The organism is Psychroserpens sp. S379A (assembly GCF_049800755.1).
Taxonomy (GTDB): Bacteria; Bacteroidota; Bacteroidia; order Flavobacteriales; family Flavobacteriaceae; genus Psychroserpens.
The window spans coordinates 45,037-63,663 of the sequence record NZ_JBNAFQ010000001.1; the positions used below are offsets into that span (position 1 = coordinate 45,037).

The following is an 18,627-nucleotide window of genomic DNA, read 5'->3' on the forward strand; positions in this document are numbered from 1 at the left end:
GATTGAGGTATTTGTTGAAGCTCTTGAGAGTTATCGAAAAGCGACTAGCGAAAGCGCGACCTTTTCTTTACAAGAAAAGGTTACGCCCAAAAACTATTCTGTATCTTTTGCTTTATCGACAATAATTCGATTGTCACGATTAGCCAATTCCCAAGTTGTATAAAAAACAAGTCGTGCTCGATTTTCGAGTAAATCGTAATCTATTTTATCTGCTGTGTCTGAAATTTTATGATAATCGTCGTGAGTTCCATTAAAGTAAAACGCAGCAGGAACGTTGTGTTTTGCAAAATTATAATGATCTGATCTGTAATAGTAACGATTAGGATCGGTTTCGTTACTATATCTGTAGTCTAAATTGATGTTGGTGTAAGTTTTATTTGCAGTTTCGTTAATGTTGTGCAATTCTGTACTTAGCATATCTGCACCAATGACATACACATAGTTTCTATCGTCTTCGTGATGTTTGTCAACTCTTCCAATCATATCGATATTTAGGTTGGCGATGGTGTTTTCTAATGGAAAAATTGGGTTTACATCTGTGTAATATTTAGAGCCAAAAAGTCCTTTTTCTTCGGCTGTAAAATGTAAAAACAATATAGAACGCTTTGGTCTGTAACCATCTGTTACTGCTTGTTTAAAGGCTTGAGCAATTTCTAGCATTGCCACAGTTCCAGAGCCGTCGTCATCTGCTCCATTATAAACTGATTTGTCATCATTAATACCATTGTGATCTAAGTGAGAGGAAATCACTACAATTTCATCTGGTTTTTCTTCTCCTTTAATGTAGGCTACTACATTATGAGAGTTAAATGTTTCGACATTTTTTTTAACAGATAGATTGATTTTTGTGTGTATCGGTTGAGGTGTATGATTTGTTTCAATATCTGCTATAATTTGTTCGGCTAAATCTTTGCTTATCATTATACTATAAAAACCATCATCGTTGCTTAGTTCAGAAATACGCCCTTTATAAGTTTTTGGATCTAGTCTTTTGTAAGCTTTAGAATAATAACTATAAGCTTGATCATCTAGGATGAATGCTGCTTTTGCGCCAAGACTTTCAGCGGTTTCAAGTTTTAAGTTTCTTGCTCGCCTTCCTGAAGTCCACTGTGATTTTTCTTTAGTACCAGTCGTTACATAGGTACTATCAGTATTTAAAGGCTCTCCAGATTTGATAAGTACGACTTTATTTTTTATATCAAAATTTTTATAATCTGAGTAATTTTCAGCATCAATACCATAACCAACATATACTATTTCTTTAATATCAAGTGATGGAATATTAATGTTTGTTGGCGGAATGTAATCGTCATAAATTGTTGCTTCTTTTCCATGGATAGTTAAGCTAGCTTCGGATAGTTTACGTTTTTCTAAAGGGACTTCTTGCAGATAGTCATTATTTCCGTAAGGAGAAGCCACATTCATACTCATGTACTTTTCTTGAAGGTAACTTGTAGCTAAATCATGTCCTGGTTCACCAGTTTCACGACCTTCAAATTCATCTGAAGCATAGGTGTAAAGTAGTTCTTTTAGTTCTGCTGAAGTAATTGTATTGCCATAAATTCTTGGATTTGCAGGTTCTTTTGAGCAGGATAGTATTAAGCTAGCTAAAAGGCCAAATAATATAGTGTTTTTCATAAATGTGGAGATTTTTTGCGATAATACGATAATCTGAGATTTAAGATTTTTTATGGGAAGTATATTAACAAAATTTTACCAGGCTAAGCGTCTTTATCAACTTCAATACGCTTTTCGTTATTAGCTAGGTACCAAGCTGTAGTAAAGATAAGTTGCGTACGCTTTTTAAGTAAAGGATAATTAATTTTTTCGGCAGTATCTGTAGGTTTGTGATAATCATCGTGAGTACCATTGAAATAAAAAATTACAGGAACACCTTTTTGTGCAAAGTTATAATGGTCTGACCTACTATAATAATGATTAGGGTCGCTATCACTATTTAACCGATAATCTAATTCGAGTTTAGTAAAGTTTTTGTTGGCAGACTCAGAGACATAATGTAATTCTGTGCTTAAGCGATCTGAACCGATTAGATAAATATAGTTTGGATTGTCTTCATGTGATTCATCAACTCTGCCTATCATATCGATGTTTAGATTTGCAATAGTATTGTGTAATGGAAATATTGGGTGTGTTGTATAATATCTTGATCCAATTAAACCAACTTCTTCTCCAGTTAAATGTAAAAAGACGATACTGCGCTTAGGAGGAAATCCGTCGCGCTCTGCTTTTTTGAAGGCTTGAGCCATTTCTAATATAGCAGCTGTTCCTGAGCCATTATCGTCTGCACCATTATAAATAACATCATCTGTAAAACCTTCATGATCTGAGTGTCCAGAAATGATTAACACTTCATCAGGAAATACAGAACCTTTAATGTATGCAATAACGTTAGGAGAAGTTTTGATACCATCATCAAAAAAGGATTCAGGTACATTTTGATAATAATTATCGTTTCCTAGAGGCGAAGCAATGCCTTCTTCTATATAAAAGTTTTTTAAATAGTTTGCAGCTTTGTGATGTCCTGGTTCACCTGCTCGTCGTCCTTTGAAATCATCAGAAGAAAATCGATATACATGATCTGTTAGTTCTTTAGATGTAATCGTATTTGCATAGTTGTTTATCATTTCGGCATCTGTAAAAACAATGCTATCTTTTATATTTTGCAGTTTTTCAGTATGACTTAATGTTGCACAAGATCCTACTAAGGTTAATGCAGACGCAACTATGAGAGCTTTCATGTATTTAGTTTATGTTAAAGGTAATAGATGATTTGGTTATGATTCTAATTTTCAGTCAAATAAAATAAAAAAAAAGTTAAAATAGAAGCTTCAAACAAGTTTAATTTTAAATAGAAATCATTCAAAATCTAACTCATCAATATCGAGGTCTTCAAGTTCTTCGATAGCTTGTTCTTGAGATTCAGTTTCTTTGATTTCTAATGCTTCAGTATTACCAACTTCAACAGAATTAAAAACTGATTTATATGTGGTTACTACTAGCGCAATAATGGTTAATAAAAACATAAGATGAATTGTCTTTTTTAAACCTTGTTTTTGTTTAGAAAGATACATGGCAATAGCACCAAAAATTAAGGCAATAATACTTGGTATAAATGCTATTTGAGACAATGGTGTAACAGCAAGAACTACAGCTAAAACTGCTGAGATAAATCCCAATATTATAACTATTTTTTTCATAATTAATTAGTTTTTAAGTCCAGTGGCTGACTTGATTTTTAGTTCGCCACTACCTACTGCTATTTTAAATTTAGCATAAACAGGAATTTTATTTTTGTCGGCAGTAAGCCATAATAGATTGTCATTATTACCTTTAAGAACATCACTATTATTTACAGAAATAGCTAGCTTATAGCATTCTTTTTTTCCAATATTAGTTTCGATAGTTTCTTTACTAATGTACTTGACATTTATTGAAAACTCTTTATTATCAAAAACTATCGTAAAAACTTCACTGTCTCCTGGCTTAGCTTTATGAATATCGAGATTTCTAATATTATATATTGTGCTCACCAAGTCTTTAGTTGAAGCTCCAATCTTTATTTTTTTAATCTCTTCCCATGTTGTGCCATCACTTCTTTTTTTACGCTTTACACTTTCAACAGTGTTGGTTTTATGTTTAAACTTATATTGCATAAATTTTTCATAGCCACCTTCGTTAATATCTCTTTTGTATAAATAAGGTGTTAAACTTTTTAAACTCACATAGCTTTCGTAAAGGTCTCGTATTTTAAAAAAATTATCCCATTTACTATAGGTTGCAGCTGTACATTTTAATCTAAGCAATGTAGATTTTGAAGTTTTAACTGTGTTCGTTTCCATAGTCACTTCAGCCAGTTCTGTTAAAAGGCCAGACATGGTATAAGAAGCACTAAATGTAAGTTTTTCACTAGTGCCAATAGATGTGTTTTGCGAGATTGAGTTTGCTGTAACTAACAGTGAAAAAATAAGGATGATATACTTCATATACTGATTTAGTTTAATAAGGATTAATTAAACATTTATTATGCCAAAAGTAAGATTGAAATTTTAGATATGGAAATTAAGAAGCGAAAAGGATGATAAGTATTTTGTCTATTAACCATTCTTTGTGTTACACTATATTAGACTTTAGTGAAACGCGTTTATACTTTAATAACACAAATACTAATACAGACAACACACCAAATATTGAAAACCCAATAAATAAAGGTAAAACAGAGGTTTTAACAAAACCTCCAATATAGTTGGCAATAGGTACAGCCATAACTGTAGATACAAAACCATTTATTGCAGAACCAATACCTGCAATATGGCCTAAAGGCTCCATAGCTAGTGAGCGTAAGTTGCCAAAAAGAAATCCGATAGCAAAAAATTGAAGTAAGAAAAATATTAGTAATATAAACACACTAGGATTGTTACCTGTATGAAATAAAACGACATATAATATTGAAATGAGTGAATATGCAATAGCAGCTTTAAAGGCAATATTGAATGATCCAAACTGCAATACTAATCTACTATTCATAAAGGTTGCAAATCCAACCGAAAAAGCCGTACTCGCAAAAATATAAGGAAACCATTTACCCAATTGATACTGCTCCTGAAAGATTTGTTGTGAGGTACTTAAGTACACCATAAACGAGCCAGTAATAAATCCGGAAACTACAGTAAAAGCAACCGCTTCTTTATAACGAATAAACTCCTTAGTACCAGTTATAAATATGGCAGGAGAAAACTTAATCTTATTTTTTGCATTTAAGGTTTCAGGTTGTCGTCGCCAAAACCATAACACGATAATTAATCCAATAATGAGGTTGGCATTAAAAATCGCTTGCCAGTTAAATAGATCCAACAACCATTGTCCCATAGTTGGAGCTACGATAGGCACCAGAATAAAAAACATTACAATAACCGATAATACCTTAGCCATAAAATCACCACTGTAAGTGTCACGTGTCATGGCAATTGCAATAGTTCTAGGCGAGGAGAGACCAATTCCTTGAAGAATTCTACCAAAGATCATCATTTCAAAATCCTCAGTGGTCACGCAAATAATGCTGGCAATCACAAACAAACCAAACCCGAAATATACCATTGGTTTTCTACCAAAACTATCAGATAGTGGTCCGAAAATTAATTGTCCAAAACCTAAGCCTAAAAAGATCATGGTAATCAATAGTTGATTATCACTAGGATTGGTCACACCAAGAGAGTGTCCAACCTCAGGCAAAGCAGGTAGTAAGGCATCAATAGATAATGCGACAATAGACATCAATGATGCCATAAGTGCAATAAATTCGGCTTTAAACGTAGGTTTGTTTTGCATGCGGCAAAAGTAGTTCAATTATTAGCTATTTTTGAAGTAGTACTATATCATTAACAAATAATAACATTCAATTCATACATTATATGCTTAACAAAACTCTTACAGCATTGTTCGTTAGGGATTTAGAAGCTCTAAAAAAAGAAATCGATTTATATAGCAATGAAAAATCATTATGGTTAGTTCCTGAAGGCATTTCTAATTCGGCAGGCAATTTATGCCTTCATCTCGTTGGAAATTTAAATCACTTTATTGGAGCGACCATAGGAAACACAGGCTATGTAAGGCAACGCCATTTAGAATTTTCACAGAAAGATATTCCTAGAGCAGAATTAATCAAGCAGATTGATGATACTATACAAGTCGTGACTTTAGCTTTAGAAACTTTATCTGAAAGCGATATGCAGAAAGCATATGCTCATCAAGTGTTTAATGAACCTATGACTACCGAATATTTTTTAGTGCATCTAACCATGCATTTAGCCTATCATCTCGGACAAATAAATTATCATAGACGATTATTAGATGTTTAGACTAAGTTAGACTTATTAGACAGTTAGACAGTTAGACAGTTAGACAGTTAGACAGTTAGATGCTAAATTATTTCACTTTGTCATTCCGAGCGCAGTCGAGGAATCTACTCCAATGAATTAAACAGATATTTCGGCTCCACTGAGTTACGCTCAATATGACAGTTTACTAGATGCGATTCTAAATATATAGATTATCATTTCGAGCGTAGTCGAGGAATCTACTCCAATGAATTAAACAGATATTTCGGCTCCACTGAGTTACGCTCAATATGACAGTTTACTAGATGCGATTCTAAATATATAGATTATCATTTTGAGCGTAGTCGAGGAATCTACTCCAATGAATTAAACAGATATTTCGACTCCACTGAGTTACGCTCAATATGACAGTTTACTAGATGCGATTCTAAATGTATAGATTATCATTCCGAGCGCAGTCGAGGAATCTACTCCAATGAATTAGATAGATATTTCGGTTCCACTGAGTTACGCTCAATATGACGTTTACTAGATGCGATTCTAAATATATAGATTATCATTTCGAGCGCAGTCGAGGAATCTCATACAATTAATTTGTTACCAATAACTACAACGGAATATTACCATGTTTGCGATGTGGTCTATTAACTTCCTTGTTTTCTAACATAGAAAAGGCTTTAATAAGTTTTCTTCTGGTATTCTTCGGAAGAATCACTTCATCGATAAATCCACGTTCTGCTGCACTATAAGGGTTAGCAAATAACTCAGCATATTCTGCTTCTTTCTCTTTCCATTTGGCTTCAGGATCTTCAGCTGAAACGATATCGCGTTTGAAAATAATTTCGGCAGCACCTTTGGCTCCCATTACAGCAATTTCAGCATTAGGCCAAGCAAAATTCATGTCAGATCCAATGTGTTTAGAGTTCATTACATCATAAGCACCACCATAAGCTTTTCTAGTAATTACAGTCACTCTTGGTACTGTAGCTTCACTAAATGCATATAAAAGTTTTGCACCATGAACAATAATACCATTCCATTCTTGATCGGTTCCTGGTAAGAATCCTGGAACATCTTCAAAGACCAACAACGGAATATTAAAACAATCACAGAAACGTACAAATCGCGCTGCTTTTTTAGAACTATTTACATCTAAAACACCAGCTAAAAACATAGGTTGATTTGCTACGATACCAATTGATTTTCCTCCTAAACGTGCAAAACCTACTATGATATTTTCGGCATGATCTTTATGAGTTTCGTAAAAAGAATCCTCATCAATCACTCCTTGAATCACATCGTGCATGTCGTAAGGCTTATTGGGATTGTCAGGTACTATGGTTTCTAATTCTTCTCGAACTTCATCTTTAAAATCAAAAGCCAACTCGGCAGGAAATTCTTTATTGCTTTGTGGTAAATAACTCAAAAGTTTTTTGACATCTTCTAAGCATTCAACATCATTAGCAGAGGTTTTATGAGCCACACCAGATTTGGTAGAATGTACACTGGCTCCTCCTAGTTCTTCACTAGTTACTTCTTCATTAGTAACCGTTTTAACCACATTTGGACCAGTAACAAACATATAGCTGGTATCTTGAACCATAATAGTAAAATCTGTCATTGCAGGAGAATACACTGCTCCACCAGCACAAGGTCCCATTATAGCAGAAATTTGAGGAATCACGCCAGATGCTTGTACGTTTCGGTAAAAGATATCAGCATAACCACCTAAAGAACGAACACCTTCTTGAATTCGTGCGCCTCCAGAATCGTTTAATCCAATAATTGGTGCGCCAACATTTACAGCCATATCCATAATCTTGCAAATCTTTTCGGCATGAGTTTCAGAAAGGGAACCACCAAAAACTGTAAAGTCTTGAGCAAACACATATATTAATCTACCATCAACGGTTCCATATCCAGTAACCACACCATCACCATAAAACTTTTGGTTTTCCATCCCAAAGTCTTTGGTTCTATGCGTCACTAAAGCACCAATTTCTTCAAAAGAACCATCATCAAGCAGATATAAAACACGCTCTCTAGCTGTTAGTTTTTTCTTTTGATGTTGTTTATCAATACGTGCTTGTCCACCACCAAGTTTTGCAAGCTCTAATTTATTGTTAAGGGTTTTTATTTTTGAGTCCATAATGGTCTTAATTTGGTAATCGTAATAATTTTTGATCTTCTAGATAACGTTTCAATGCTATTTTAGCAGCTAATTCAGCTTCATTTTTGTGTTGTTCTTCTAAAAGGCTAGGTGAGTAGTATTTTTTTACAAAGTGTGTGTCAAAGTTTCCACTTCGGAAGGCTTCGTGCTCACATACAAATCGTCCAAAAGGCAAAGTAGTTTGTACACCTTTAATATGATAATTATCAATGGCTTTTATCATCAATTCAATGGCTTCAGAGCGTGTTTTTCCGTAGGTAATCAACTTCGATAACATTGGATCGTAATAGATAGGAATATCCATGCCTTGCTCAAATCCGTTATCGACACGAATATTTTTACCTTCGGGTAATTGATACACTTCTAAATTACCAACACTAGGTAAAAAGTCATTCATAGGATCTTCAGCATAGACACGTAACTCTAATGCATGACCATTGATTTTTAAATCTTCTTGTTTGATGTCTAATACTTCGCCACGAGCAACTTTAATCTGAAGTTCTACTAAGTCTACACCTGCAATCCATTCAGATACAGGATGTTCTACTTGTAATCGTGTATTCATTTCTAAGAAATAGAAATTGTGATCTCCATCTAATAAAAATTCCACAGTTCCAGCACCTAAGTAATCACAGGCACGAGCTACATTAATGGCAGCTTGTCCCATTTTTTCTCTTAGTTCAGGACTTAAAACAGCAGAAGGTGCTTCTTCAACTACTTTTTGATGACGACGTTGTACAGAGCATTCACGTTCAAAGAAATGTAAAATATTACCATGACTATCTGCCATGACTTGAATTTCGATATGACGAGGTGAAGTGACGTACTTTTCAACAAATACCGAACCATCACCAAATGCTGAAGTCGCTTCACTAATAGCACGTTTCATTTGTTCTTCGACATCTTTTTCATGTTCTACAACACGCATCCCTTTTCCACCACCACCTGCTGCAGCTTTAATCAAAATTGGAAATCCGATATCTTTTGCAATTTGTACTGCTTCTTTAGGATTAGTAATGGCATGATCTACACCAGGAACCATTGGAATATCATAATCTTTAACTGCATCTTTAGCAGCTAATTTATCTCCCATCATTTTAATGGCTTTAGAACGCGGACCAATAAATGTGATGTTATTTTTTTCAGCCAATTCTGCAAAATCTGCATTTTCACTTAAGAATCCGTAACCTGGATGAATGCCATCGACATTAAGAGATTTTGCAACTTCAATAATGGTTTCACCTTTTAAATACGATTGATTTGAAGGTGCTGGACCAATACAAACTGCTTCGTCTGCATATTTAACATGAGGTGCATGTCTATCGACTTCAGAAAAGACAGCAACAGTTTTAATTCCCATTTTTTTTGCAGTTCGCATGACACGAATTGCAATTTCACCACGATTGGCAACTAGTATTTTTTTCATAAATAGTGTTGTGATTTTGTATCTTATTCAAATTCGATTAACAATGAATTTTTGTCTACAGTTTCACCTTGATTTACTTTTACAGATTTGATAGTGCCTTCTCTAGGAGAGGTTAAAACATTTTCCATTTTCATGGCTTCAAGAATGAGTAACGAATCGTCTTCTTTGACTTCTTGACCTTCAGAAACATTTATTTCTAATATTAAACCAGGCATTGGTGCTTTAATATCATTGACTTGTTTTGTAGATCCAATTTCGAAACCTAATTCTGCTATTAACTGATCTAAGTTATCATTAATATCAACAGAATAAGTGTTATTGTTGACTTTAATAGTGTAGTTTTTATTGTTGAAATCTGAGCTTAAAACTGAAGCTTTTGTAGAATTGTTATGCTGTAATACATGAAACTGATTTGTATTGGTTTCAATAGCATCAAGTTGTTCAATGTCTTCTTTTGAAATGTCAAAACTATGAGAATTATTGACTTTTATTTTATACATAAAATTGAAGTGTTTTTAAATCGTGTAAATATACAAATAAACAGGTATCTAAAGCATGAAAAAATCACCATATTTGGTTTGAGTTATGATGTTTTAAAGTGTGAATTATCTTGATGAATTTTAATTGCTTTTCTAGATAAAACTATACCGATAATAAGCGAAACAAAAGCACCTATCCATATGCCTGGAACGAAATTAATAAATAAGAAAAAATCGTAAGCACCATGAAACAGAACGGCAAGTGCGAGTCCGAGTAAATTCATTTTAATTCTGTTATTACCAAATTTTGCTTTGCCCATAAAATAGCCCATTAATATTCCAAAAGTTGCATGAGCAGGCACAGCAGTAAACGCTCTAAGTAATGCGACTTTTGTACCACCATCGATTACATATAAAATATTTTCGGTAGCCGCAAATCCCATAGATACCATCACTGCATACACAATACCATCAAAAGGTTCGTTAAAAGCTAATCTTGGTTGTGCAAAATAACGTACAATGACATACTTGCTAAATTCTTCTACTAAAGCGACTACAAAAAAGGCTTTTATGAATTGTTGAAGAATACTGAAATCATCTTTTAATGGAAGAATAACATCAAAAACAAGATACAGTATGGTTGTAATAATGATACTAACGATGGCTCCAAAAGCAAAACTCAATAATAGGAGTCCTTTAGGTTCTTTTTCGTATTTGTCTTTACAGTAAATGTAGACAATAATGATTAAGATAGGAGCAATAGCGAGTAAAACGTTGTTCATACAGGAAAAATACTAAAAATTATACAGTTAATTTTGTTTTTATTGCATTGAGGATGAATTCATAATAGTTTGGATTACTAGATACAAAATGCATGTTGTTTTCACTATTGTTTAAAAGGGTTTTAAATTCTGAAAGACTTACGAATTTTAAAGATTCAACTTCTTCTTTTTGCGGTGTTAAGTCTTTAATGTTGCTATCAATTTGAGCTATAAATGTATGATGAAATTCATTATCTATAATTCCGTTTGGATAAGATTGAAAACACTCAAACACACCAATTTTTTGAAGCTGATTCGCTTTAATGGAAAGTCCGATTTCTTCTTTAGCTTCTCTAATTGCAGCTTGTTCAATAGTTTCGCCAGCATCAATATGTCCTGCGACAGACACGTCCCAAAGTAATGGACAAATGGTTTTTGAAGCAGCACGTTGTTGAAGTAGAATAAACCCTTCCGAAGTAAAACACCATATATGAGCTGTATTATGCAGATGACCTTTGCTATGAATTTCAGATTTTGGCACTGCAATTCCCGTTGGTATTCCGTTAGTATCGACTATGTCTATGAGTTCGTCCATATAAAAAAAAGCCTCAAGATGAGGCTTAAATTAGTTTATCTAATCCAGCTTAGCTGGTTATTCAAAATACGAAAAAGTATCACCATCTTTAATTTTAAGAAGTGTTTCGTAAATCATTTTAATCACATTTTCAACATCAGTACGATGTACCATTTCTACAGTAGTGTGCATGTATCTTAGTGGTAAAGAAATTAATGCAGAGGCCACTCCACCATTGCTATAAGCAAAAGCATCAGTGTCTGTTCCTGTAGCTCTAGATAAGGCAGAACGTTGAAACGGAATCTTTTTAGCTTCAGCAGTATCTGTAATCAAGTCACGTAATTTTTGTTGCACAGCAGGAGCATAAGCCACAACAGGACCTTTACCAAGTTCTAGATGACCTTCTTTTTTCTTATCGATCATTGGTGTTGTGGTATCATGGGTCACATCTGTAACAATTGCTACATTTGGTTTTATGGTTTCAGTAATCATTTGTGCACCACGAAGACCAATTTCTTCTTGAACCGAATTCGTTACATATAATCCGAAAGGTAATTTCTTTTTGTTTTCTTTTAAAAGACGAGCGACTTCTGCAATCATAAATCCACCCATTCTGTTATCTAAAGCACGACACACAAATTTATCTTTGTTAAGAATATGAAATTCATCAGGATAGGTAATCACACATCCAACATGAACACCAAGTTTTTCAACTTCTGCTTTATCTTTTGCTCCAATATCGATAAAAATATTATCTGGTTTTGGAGGTTCTTCTTTAGATTTTAAACGTGTATGAATTGCTGGCCAACCAAAAACACCTTTTACAATTCCTTTTTTGGTGTGGATATTTACAATTTTACTTGGTGCGATTTGATGGTCGCTTCCTCCATTTCTAATCACGTAAATCAATCCGTTGTCTGAGATGTAATTCACATACCAAGAGATTTCATCGGCATGACCTTCAATAACCACTTTGTATTTTGCTTTAGGATTGATAACACCAACCGCAGTTCCGTAGGTGTCTGTAATAAATTCATCTACATAAGGTTTCAGATAATCCATCCAGATTTTTTGTCCATCCCATTCATAACCAGTTGGAGCTGCATTATTTAAATATTTTTCTAAGAAGTCAATCGATTTTTTATTAAGTATGCTTTTTGTAGCCATAGGAGTTATTTAATTTAAATGTGCTGTAAAAATAAAAGGTTTTCTTTTCATTTTATGTCTTCAGAAAGCTTTTTTGTAACAAATCCACTTATTTTTGCACTTATTGTCTTATAACTAAAATCGATACAGATGAAACTTATCATTAATGATTTAACTAAAACTTATAAAAACGGAGTCAAAGCTATTGACAATTTAAACTTAGAAATAGGTGTAGGAATGTTTGGCTTACTAGGACCAAATGGAGCAGGAAAATCGTCTTTGATGAGAACCATAGCTACGTTGCAAAGTCCAGATTCTGGAAGTATTACGTTTGGAGATATTAATGTTTTAGAAGATAAAATGTCGCTTAGAAAAGTATTAGGTTATTTGCCTCAATCTTTTGGTGTATATCCAAAAATGTCTGCCGAAGACTTATTAAATTATTTTGCAACGCTTAAAGGTGTAAGTTCAAAATCTGATAGAGCAGCATTAGTAAAAGAAGTTTTAGAAATCACAAACTTATACGATGTAAGAAAAAAACATGTAGCAGGATATTCTGGAGGAATGAAACAACGTTTCGGAATTGCTCAATTGCTTTTAAATAACCCAAAACTTATTATTGTAGATGAACCAACAGCAGGATTGGATCCAGCTGAAAGGCATCGTTTTTTAAATGTATTACGAGAAGTTGGAACAAACTGTACTGTAATTTTTTCAACACATATTGTTGAAGATGTTAAAGAGTTATGTAACGATATGGCCATTTTAAATGGAGGTCGTATTTTAAAACAAACAACACCTTCTAATGCTAGAAAAGAATTGGAAGGAAAGATTTGGACCAAGATTATTGAACGCAATGATTTAGAACAAAATGAAGCTGCATTTAATGTGTTATCTTCTAACTATAATGAAGATAATACACTTAACATACGAGTATTTGCAGAAAAGCAACCAGACACAGATTTTAAATCTTCAGAACCGCAATTAGATGACGTGTACTTTATAGCACTAAAACAAGACGAATCTGTTTTAAGCTAATTAATGTCTAATTATAAAAAAGTACACTATGTTTTCTACTATATTTTTTCATGAGCTAAAATATTGGACTAAAAAGCCAGCATTTTATATTTATATGGCAATTTTCTTTGTTTTAGCATTGTTTTTTTCTGCTACAACTGCAGGTATATTTGATAGTATTACAGCTACAACAGGTTCTTCAAGAATTGTAAATTCACCCATTGGAGTGACAAACCTGTTTAATGGATTAACTATTTTTATATTCTTCTTATTCCCATCTATTATTGGTGTTTCAGTGTATCGTGATTACAAAAGCGAGATGCATACCATTTTATATTCTTATCCTTTTTCAAAAAGTAACTATTTATTTGCAAAATTCTTTAGTTCAATTTTAATAGTAACTTGTATTGTTTTAGTGATTGGCTTCGGAATGTTTATTGGTTTTAGAATGCCTGGCACCAATTCTGAATTGATTACAGCATTCGATTTTAAATCCTATTTTGATGCGTATTGGTTATTTATTTTGCCAAATATTTTACTCTTTGGAGCCATTGTATTTGCAGTGGTTACCTTTACAAGAAATATTGCTGCTGGATTTATAACTATTATTCTTTTACTGTTTGTTCAAGGTGTGACCGAAAGTTTGTTGTCTGATCCAGATAGTAGATATTTAGCTGGTTTATTAGACCCTTTTGGAGCTGCCGCATCAGATTACTATACGAGGTATTGGACAGTTTCTGAACAAAATGAACTTCATATACCAATTAAAGAATTAATTCTTTATAACCGTTTATTATGGTTAGGTGTTGCTAGTTTGATCTTTGGATTAGTATATAAATTCTTTCAGTTTAGTCAGAATGCAGTGTCTTTTTCATTATTTAAAAAAGACAAAGGTGAACGAATCACTAAACGTAATTTTGGAGGTATCACGCGTATTAATTTGCCTAAAGTGAATTTTGATTATTCGCTCATTCAAAATTTAAAAACCACTTGGAAACTTTCAAACATAGACTTTAAATACATCGCTAAAAGTTGGCCGTTTATTTGTATTGTATTGGTAGGACTGATTATTGTTTTAATTGCTCTTGCAGATATTTCAAATCCTTATGCAACACCTACATATCCTAAAACTTGGCGTATGCTAAGAAGTGGTGGTGCGTTTGTTGTTGCAATAAATATTTGTACGTTTTTATATGCAGGAATGTTAGTGAATAGAAGCAAAACCAATAGAATGAATGGCTTAGTCGATGTGACTCCAATTCCAAATTGGTCGTTGTTTTTGTCAAAATTCAATGCCATCGTTAAAATGCAAATACTCTTGCTTACTGTAATTATGGTTGCAGGTATTGTATTTCAAATTTACAAGGGATATTATGATTTTGAAATTGGATTATATATCAAAGAATTATTCGGTTTAAAACTCATTAATTATGTGATTTGGGCATTTTTAGCATTAGCAATTCAAACGCTAATAAGAAATCCTTATTTAGGTTTATTTGTCTTAATTGTTTTATCTATTGGTATTCCTTTGCTGTCATTAGCTGGTGTTGAGCAATCCATTTATAAATATAATGAAGGTCCTGGGTTTAGGTATGATGATATGAATGGTTATGGAGATTCACTTGGACGTTACCTTTTGTATAAAAGTTATTGGTTTTTAGCTGGATTGATGTTGCTTATTGTAACAGCTCTATTTTGGGTAAGAGGATTACCTCATTCATTTAAAGAACGTTTATTGATTGCTAAGTCAAGATTTAAAACACCTATAGCAATCACATTACTGGTTTTACTTTTTGGTTTTTTCTCTTTAGGTTATAGTATCTATAAAGAAACGAACATTGATAATATTCGTTATTCATCTAAAGAAGTAGAGAAATTAAGAGTAGAATGGGAGAAAACGTACAAAAAGTTTGAAAACTATGCGCAACCAAGAATTGTGTCTGTAAAAACAGATGTTAATATTTTTCCTAAGCGCAGAGATTTTGAAGCCTCTGGAACATACATCATGGTTAATAAAACGAATGAAGTTATTGATAGTATTTTTCTTAACCACAATGATTATCCAAGTACGTTTGCGTTTGATCGTGAAAATACCTTAGTAAAAGAAGATACTATTTACGATTTTGATATTTATGAGTTAAAACGTCCATTGGTTCCAGGAGATACAATGACACTTAAATTTACAGTTAAAAATGAGTCTAATACATTGATTAATAATAACTCTCCAATACTTACAAATGGAACGTTTATTAATAACATGCAATTATTTCCAGGTTTAGGATATTCTAGCTCTAGAGAACTTACAGATGATAAAACACGTAAGACATATGATTTACCACCAAATGAGCTTAAACCACATCCAAGTGATTCTTCAGCCTTAGGAAATACATACATAGCAAAAGATAGTGATTGGATAGATTTTGAAACAACCGTCAGTACCAGTGAAGACCAAATAGCTATTGCTCCTGGTTATTTACAAAAAGAGTGGACAAAAGATGGCAGACGTTATTTTCATTATAAAATGGATAGTAAAATCTTAAATTTCTACGCGTATAATTCAGCAGATTATAAAGTAAAGCGTGACAAATGGAATAATGTAAATCTTGAAATTTATTATCACAAAGGACATGAGTATAATTTAGAACGTATGATGGATGGAATGAAAGCATCCCTTGAATATAATAGCGAGAATTTTAGTCCATACCAACACAGACAATTACGTATTGTAGAATTTCCAAGTGGTGGATTTGCTCAATCGTTTCCAAATACCATTCCTTTTGGTGGAGATACTGGTTTTATTGCAGATGTTGATGACAGTGACGAAGGCGGAATTGATTATACTTACGCGATTACTGTTCACGAAGTAGCACATCAATGGTGGGCACATCAAGTCATTGGAGCTGATGTTTTGGGAGCCACAATGTTATCAGAAAGCTTATCTGAATATGTCGCACTTAAAGTCCTTGAAAAAGAATTAGGAAAATCTCAAATGCGTAAATTTTTAAAGAAATCTTTAGATGATTATTTAACCCAAAGAACGTTTGAGTCTAAACGTGAAAAATCTTTAATGTATAATGATGGCCAAGGTTATATTCGTTATCAAAAAGGATCTTTAGTATTTTATGCCTTAAGTGACTACATTGGCGAAAATGTATTAAATGGAGCGCTAAAAACGTATGTTGAAAAAGTGAAATTTCAAGAGCCTCCATACACAACGTCTATAGATATGGTGAACCATATTAAAGCGGTTACTCCAGATAGTTTACAATATGTTATTAAAGATATGTTTGAAACCATCACACTTTACGATAATCGTATTTTAGATGTTAGTTCTACAGAAATGGATAATGGCAAGTACAAAGTCGATATTGAATTTAACGTTAGTAAGTATAGAAATGATGAAAAAGGAAAGCGTTTTTATGCTGAAGCAGGTCGTGATTCTATTTCGTATTTAGCAGAAGGAAAAACAAAACCATTACTATCAGTAGCATTAGAAGATTATATCGATATTGGAATATTTGCTGAAGAAAACTTAGAAGATGGTAAAAAGAAGGAGAAAGAATTATATTTAAAGAAACATAAAATCACTTCAATTAATAATAAAATTTCAATTGTGGTTGATGAAAAACCAACCGAAGTAGGTGTTGATCCTTACAATAAATTGATAGATACCAATTCTAACGACAATAGACAAAAACTGTAATATTAGTAGTTATCATTAAAGATAACTTTTAAACTCATAGGTAGATTTATCTATGAGTTTTTTTGTAACAAATTTGTCGCAAAGAAGTCATTATTTTATATAATATTAATTCAATTTTAAGGTTTTAGTAGCTGTAAATCCGTAATTTTGGAATGGTTTTAGAAGGACTATCTATAATGAAGTTAATAAAGTTTCTATTTCTCGTATTTCCTATGCTTGTCATGGCTCAATTAGAGCCAATACAGCAAGACTCTACTAATGTTGAGTATATTTTAATTGAAGGTGATTCGATTCCAAAAACTGCAATCGATCTTAATGAAGTTTTACTATTGCAAAATCTAAAGTTTGATTCAAAGCAAGATCGAATTAAATACCTCATATTAAAACGAAAAACGATAAAAGTATATCCTTATGCGAAACTCGCAGCAGAACGGTTAACGGCTTTGAATGATCGCTTAGAGTCTTTAAAAACTAAAAGAGCTAAAAAACGCTATGCTAAGATTATTCAAAAGTATATTGAAGAAGAGTTTTCAGAAGAATTAAAAAAGTTAACACGAACCGAAGGTCAGATTTTAGTAAAACTCATTCACAGACAAACAGGTAAAACCACTTTTGAGCTCATTAAAGAACTGAGAAACGGATGGCGAGCTTTTTGGTTTAATACGACAGCGAGTATGTTTGATATTTCATTAAAGCGTGAATTTGATCCGCTTAATGTTAAAGAAGACTTCTTAATAGAAGATATTTTAGAACGAGCCTTTCAAGATGGTAAATTAGATAGACAAGAACCAGCTATTGATTTCGATTATTACGAACTTACAGATAAATGGTTAACCAGTAAATCACAAGTCACAAAACAATAATGCGAATACAATCTCCTTTTGAAGAACGTTTAAATGCATATAGTCATGGTTTGGGTGTGCTACTTGGTATTGTAGGACTTGTACTTTTAGTCATTTTTTTACAAAAAGACACACCTTACGCATTATTTAGTGTCATTGTGTATGGGATTTCAATTATCATACTTTTTTTAGCATCAACATGTTATCACGCTGTAAAAGGTGAACGTCAAAAGCACTATTTTAGAATTGTAGATCACATAAGTATCTATCTTCTCATAGCTGGTACTTACACACCTGTTTTACTCATTATGCTACCAGATAGTTTGGGTTGGAATTTATTTTGGTTGGTTTGGGGAATTGCTGTTTTTGGAGTGGTATTGAAACTTTTTTTTACTGGGAAATTTGAAACATTTTCAGTCTTGTTATATCTCGTTATGGGTTGGTTGATTGTATTTGATTTTTCAACATTAGCCGATCGTATAGGAACTAACGGATTGCTACTGCTTTTTGCAGGAGGTTTATTCTATACAGTTGGCATTGTATTTTATGCCATTGAAAAAATTCCTTTCAATCATGTGATATGGCACTTTTTTGTTTTAGGTGGAGCCATTAGCCACTTTTTTATGATTTACTTCTATATAATTTAAGTGTTTT

The 18,627-nt window shown here is 32.9% G+C and carries 16 protein-coding genes; 5 read left to right on the forward strand and 11 right to left on the reverse strand.

The annotated features are described in order from the left end of the window. Nucleotides 1–93: 93 nt before the first annotated feature. The 5 genes from ACP15M_RS00195 to ACP15M_RS00215 all read right to left on the reverse strand — a co-directional run bounded on the left by ACP15M_RS00195 (nucleotide 94) and on the right by ACP15M_RS00215 (nucleotide 5,346). Nucleotides 94–1,638 (reverse strand): M28 family peptidase, encoded by a 1,545-nt coding sequence (locus ACP15M_RS00195; protein WP_425075144.1) that lies wholly within the window; start codon nucleotides 1,636–1,638, stop codon nucleotides 94–96. Nucleotides 1,639–1,721: 83 nt separating this feature from the next. Further along, nucleotides 1,722–2,759, reverse strand: coding sequence for a M28 family metallopeptidase (locus ACP15M_RS00200; RefSeq protein ID WP_425075145.1), 1,038 nt, complete (start codon nucleotides 2,757–2,759; stop codon nucleotides 1,722–1,724). A 117-nt stretch (nucleotides 2,760–2,876) separates the two neighbouring features. Continuing rightward, on the reverse strand, nucleotides 2,877–3,218 hold the full coding sequence (locus tag ACP15M_RS00205; RefSeq protein WP_425075146.1) for an FUSC family protein: 342 nt from the start codon (nucleotides 3,216–3,218) through the stop codon (nucleotides 2,877–2,879). 6 nt (nucleotides 3,219–3,224) lie between these two features. After that, nucleotides 3,225–4,004, reverse strand: a complete 780-nt coding sequence (locus ACP15M_RS00210) for a DUF3108 domain-containing protein (RefSeq protein ID WP_425075147.1) — start codon at nucleotides 4,002–4,004, stop codon at nucleotides 3,225–3,227. Between the two features lie 127 nt (nucleotides 4,005–4,131). Continuing rightward, the gene (locus tag ACP15M_RS00215; protein WP_425075148.1) at nucleotides 4,132–5,346 is read right to left on the reverse strand and encodes a multidrug effflux MFS transporter; all 1,215 of its coding nucleotides are present in this window, start codon (nucleotides 5,344–5,346) and stop codon (nucleotides 4,132–4,134) included. Nucleotides 5,347–5,429: 83 nt separating this feature from the next. On the opposite strand from ACP15M_RS00215, the gene ACP15M_RS00220 reads away from it, so the two are divergent. Next, complete coding sequence (locus tag ACP15M_RS00220; protein ID WP_425075149.1) at nucleotides 5,430–5,876, forward strand: DinB family protein; 447 nt, start codon at nucleotides 5,430–5,432, stop codon at nucleotides 5,874–5,876. Between the two features lie 586 nt (nucleotides 5,877–6,462). Here ACP15M_RS00220 and ACP15M_RS00225 read toward each other — a convergent pair. The 6 genes from ACP15M_RS00225 to ACP15M_RS00250 all read right to left on the reverse strand — a co-directional run bounded on the left by ACP15M_RS00225 (nucleotide 6,463) and on the right by ACP15M_RS00250 (nucleotide 12,432). After that, a complete protein-coding gene (locus tag ACP15M_RS00225; RefSeq protein ID WP_425075150.1) occupies nucleotides 6,463–8,004 on the reverse strand; it encodes an acyl-CoA carboxylase subunit beta in 1,542 nt (513 codons plus the stop codon). Between the two features lie 7 nt (nucleotides 8,005–8,011). Continuing rightward, nucleotides 8,012–9,451 carry an acetyl-CoA carboxylase biotin carboxylase subunit gene (gene accC / locus ACP15M_RS00230; RefSeq protein WP_425075151.1) on the reverse strand — a complete coding sequence of 480 codons (1,440 nt, stop codon included), beginning with the start codon at nucleotides 9,449–9,451 and terminating at the stop codon, nucleotides 8,012–8,014. 23 nt (nucleotides 9,452–9,474) lie between these two features. Beyond that, nucleotides 9,475–9,951 carry an acetyl-CoA carboxylase biotin carboxyl carrier protein subunit gene (locus tag ACP15M_RS00235; protein ID WP_425075152.1) on the reverse strand — a complete coding sequence of 159 codons (477 nt, stop codon included), beginning with the start codon at nucleotides 9,949–9,951 and terminating at the stop codon, nucleotides 9,475–9,477. 83 nt (nucleotides 9,952–10,034) lie between these two features. Continuing rightward, nucleotides 10,035–10,712 carry a PrsW family intramembrane metalloprotease gene (locus ACP15M_RS00240; protein WP_425075153.1) on the reverse strand — a complete coding sequence of 226 codons (678 nt, stop codon included), beginning with the start codon at nucleotides 10,710–10,712 and terminating at the stop codon, nucleotides 10,035–10,037. A 19-nt stretch (nucleotides 10,713–10,731) separates the two neighbouring features. After that, a complete protein-coding gene (locus ACP15M_RS00245) occupies nucleotides 10,732–11,286 on the reverse strand; it encodes an NUDIX hydrolase (RefSeq protein ID WP_425075154.1) in 555 nt (184 codons plus the stop codon). Between the two features lie 57 nt (nucleotides 11,287–11,343). After that, nucleotides 11,344–12,432, reverse strand: a complete 1,089-nt coding sequence (locus ACP15M_RS00250) for a M42 family metallopeptidase (protein ID WP_425075155.1) — start codon at nucleotides 12,430–12,432, stop codon at nucleotides 11,344–11,346. 129 nt (nucleotides 12,433–12,561) lie between these two features. Between ACP15M_RS00250 and ACP15M_RS00255 the strand changes: the two genes are divergently transcribed. From ACP15M_RS00255 to trhA, 4 genes are all read left to right on the forward strand, one after another. Then, complete coding sequence (locus tag ACP15M_RS00255; RefSeq protein ID WP_425075156.1) at nucleotides 12,562–13,449, forward strand: ABC transporter ATP-binding protein; 888 nt, start codon at nucleotides 12,562–12,564, stop codon at nucleotides 13,447–13,449. 28 nt (nucleotides 13,450–13,477) lie between these two features. Beyond that, nucleotides 13,478–17,131 carry a M1 family aminopeptidase gene (locus ACP15M_RS00260; RefSeq protein ID WP_425075157.1) on the forward strand — a complete coding sequence of 1,218 codons (3,654 nt, stop codon included), beginning with the start codon at nucleotides 13,478–13,480 and terminating at the stop codon, nucleotides 17,129–17,131. Nucleotides 17,132–17,307: 176 nt separating this feature from the next. After that, nucleotides 17,308–17,994: a DUF4294 domain-containing protein gene (locus tag ACP15M_RS00265; protein WP_425075158.1), complete on the forward strand. Its 687-nt coding sequence runs from the start codon at nucleotides 17,308–17,310 to the stop codon at nucleotides 17,992–17,994. Continuing rightward, the gene (gene trhA, locus ACP15M_RS00270; RefSeq protein WP_425075159.1) at nucleotides 17,994–18,620 is read left to right on the forward strand and encodes a PAQR family membrane homeostasis protein TrhA; all 627 of its coding nucleotides are present in this window, start codon (nucleotides 17,994–17,996) and stop codon (nucleotides 18,618–18,620) included. Before ACP15M_RS00265 ends, trhA begins: the two co-directional genes overlap by 1 nt. The last annotated feature ends 7 nt before the right edge of the window (nucleotides 18,621–18,627 follow it).

Excerpts from the sequence above, each read along its gene's own strand:
- ACP15M_RS00195 (WP_425075144.1), bottom strand. The coding sequence starts at position 1,638 with ATGAAAAACACTATATTATTTGGCCTTTTAGCTAGCTTAATACTATCC.
- ACP15M_RS00205 (WP_425075146.1), bottom strand. The coding sequence starts at position 3,218 with ATGAAAAAAATAGTTATAATATTGGGATTTATCTCAGCAGTTTTAGCT.
- ACP15M_RS00245 (WP_425075154.1), bottom strand. The coding sequence starts at position 11,286 with ATGGACGAACTCATAGACATAGTCGATACTAACGGAATACCAACGGGA.
- ACP15M_RS00250 (WP_425075155.1), bottom strand. The coding sequence starts at position 12,432 with ATGGCTACAAAAAGCATACTTAATAAAAAATCGATTGACTTCTTAGAA.
- ACP15M_RS00225 (WP_425075150.1), bottom strand. The coding sequence starts at position 8,004 with ATGGACTCAAAAATAAAAACCCTTAACAATAAATTAGAGCTTGCAAAA.
- ACP15M_RS00210 (WP_425075147.1), bottom strand. The coding sequence starts at position 4,004 with ATGAAGTATATCATCCTTATTTTTTCACTGTTAGTTACAGCAAACTCA.
- trhA (WP_425075159.1), top strand. The coding sequence starts at position 17,994 with ATGCGAATACAATCTCCTTTTGAAGAACGTTTAAATGCATATAGTCAT.
- ACP15M_RS00235 (WP_425075152.1), bottom strand. The coding sequence starts at position 9,951 with ATGTATAAAATAAAAGTCAATAATTCTCATAGTTTTGACATTTCAAAA.
- ACP15M_RS00200 (WP_425075145.1), bottom strand. The coding sequence starts at position 2,759 with ATGAAAGCTCTCATAGTTGCGTCTGCATTAACCTTAGTAGGATCTTGT.
- ACP15M_RS00215 (WP_425075148.1), bottom strand. The coding sequence starts at position 5,346 with ATGCAAAACAAACCTACGTTTAAAGCCGAATTTATTGCACTTATGGCA.
- ACP15M_RS00265 (WP_425075158.1), top strand. The coding sequence starts at position 17,308 with ATGAAGTTAATAAAGTTTCTATTTCTCGTATTTCCTATGCTTGTCATG.
- accC (WP_425075151.1), bottom strand. The coding sequence starts at position 9,451 with ATGAAAAAAATACTAGTTGCCAATCGTGGTGAAATTGCAATTCGTGTC.
- ACP15M_RS00260 (WP_425075157.1), top strand. The coding sequence starts at position 13,478 with ATGTTTTCTACTATATTTTTTCATGAGCTAAAATATTGGACTAAAAAG.
- ACP15M_RS00255 (WP_425075156.1), top strand. The coding sequence starts at position 12,562 with ATGAAACTTATCATTAATGATTTAACTAAAACTTATAAAAACGGAGTC.
- ACP15M_RS00240 (WP_425075153.1), bottom strand. The coding sequence starts at position 10,712 with ATGAACAACGTTTTACTCGCTATTGCTCCTATCTTAATCATTATTGTC.
- ACP15M_RS00220 (WP_425075149.1), top strand. The coding sequence starts at position 5,430 with ATGCTTAACAAAACTCTTACAGCATTGTTCGTTAGGGATTTAGAAGCT.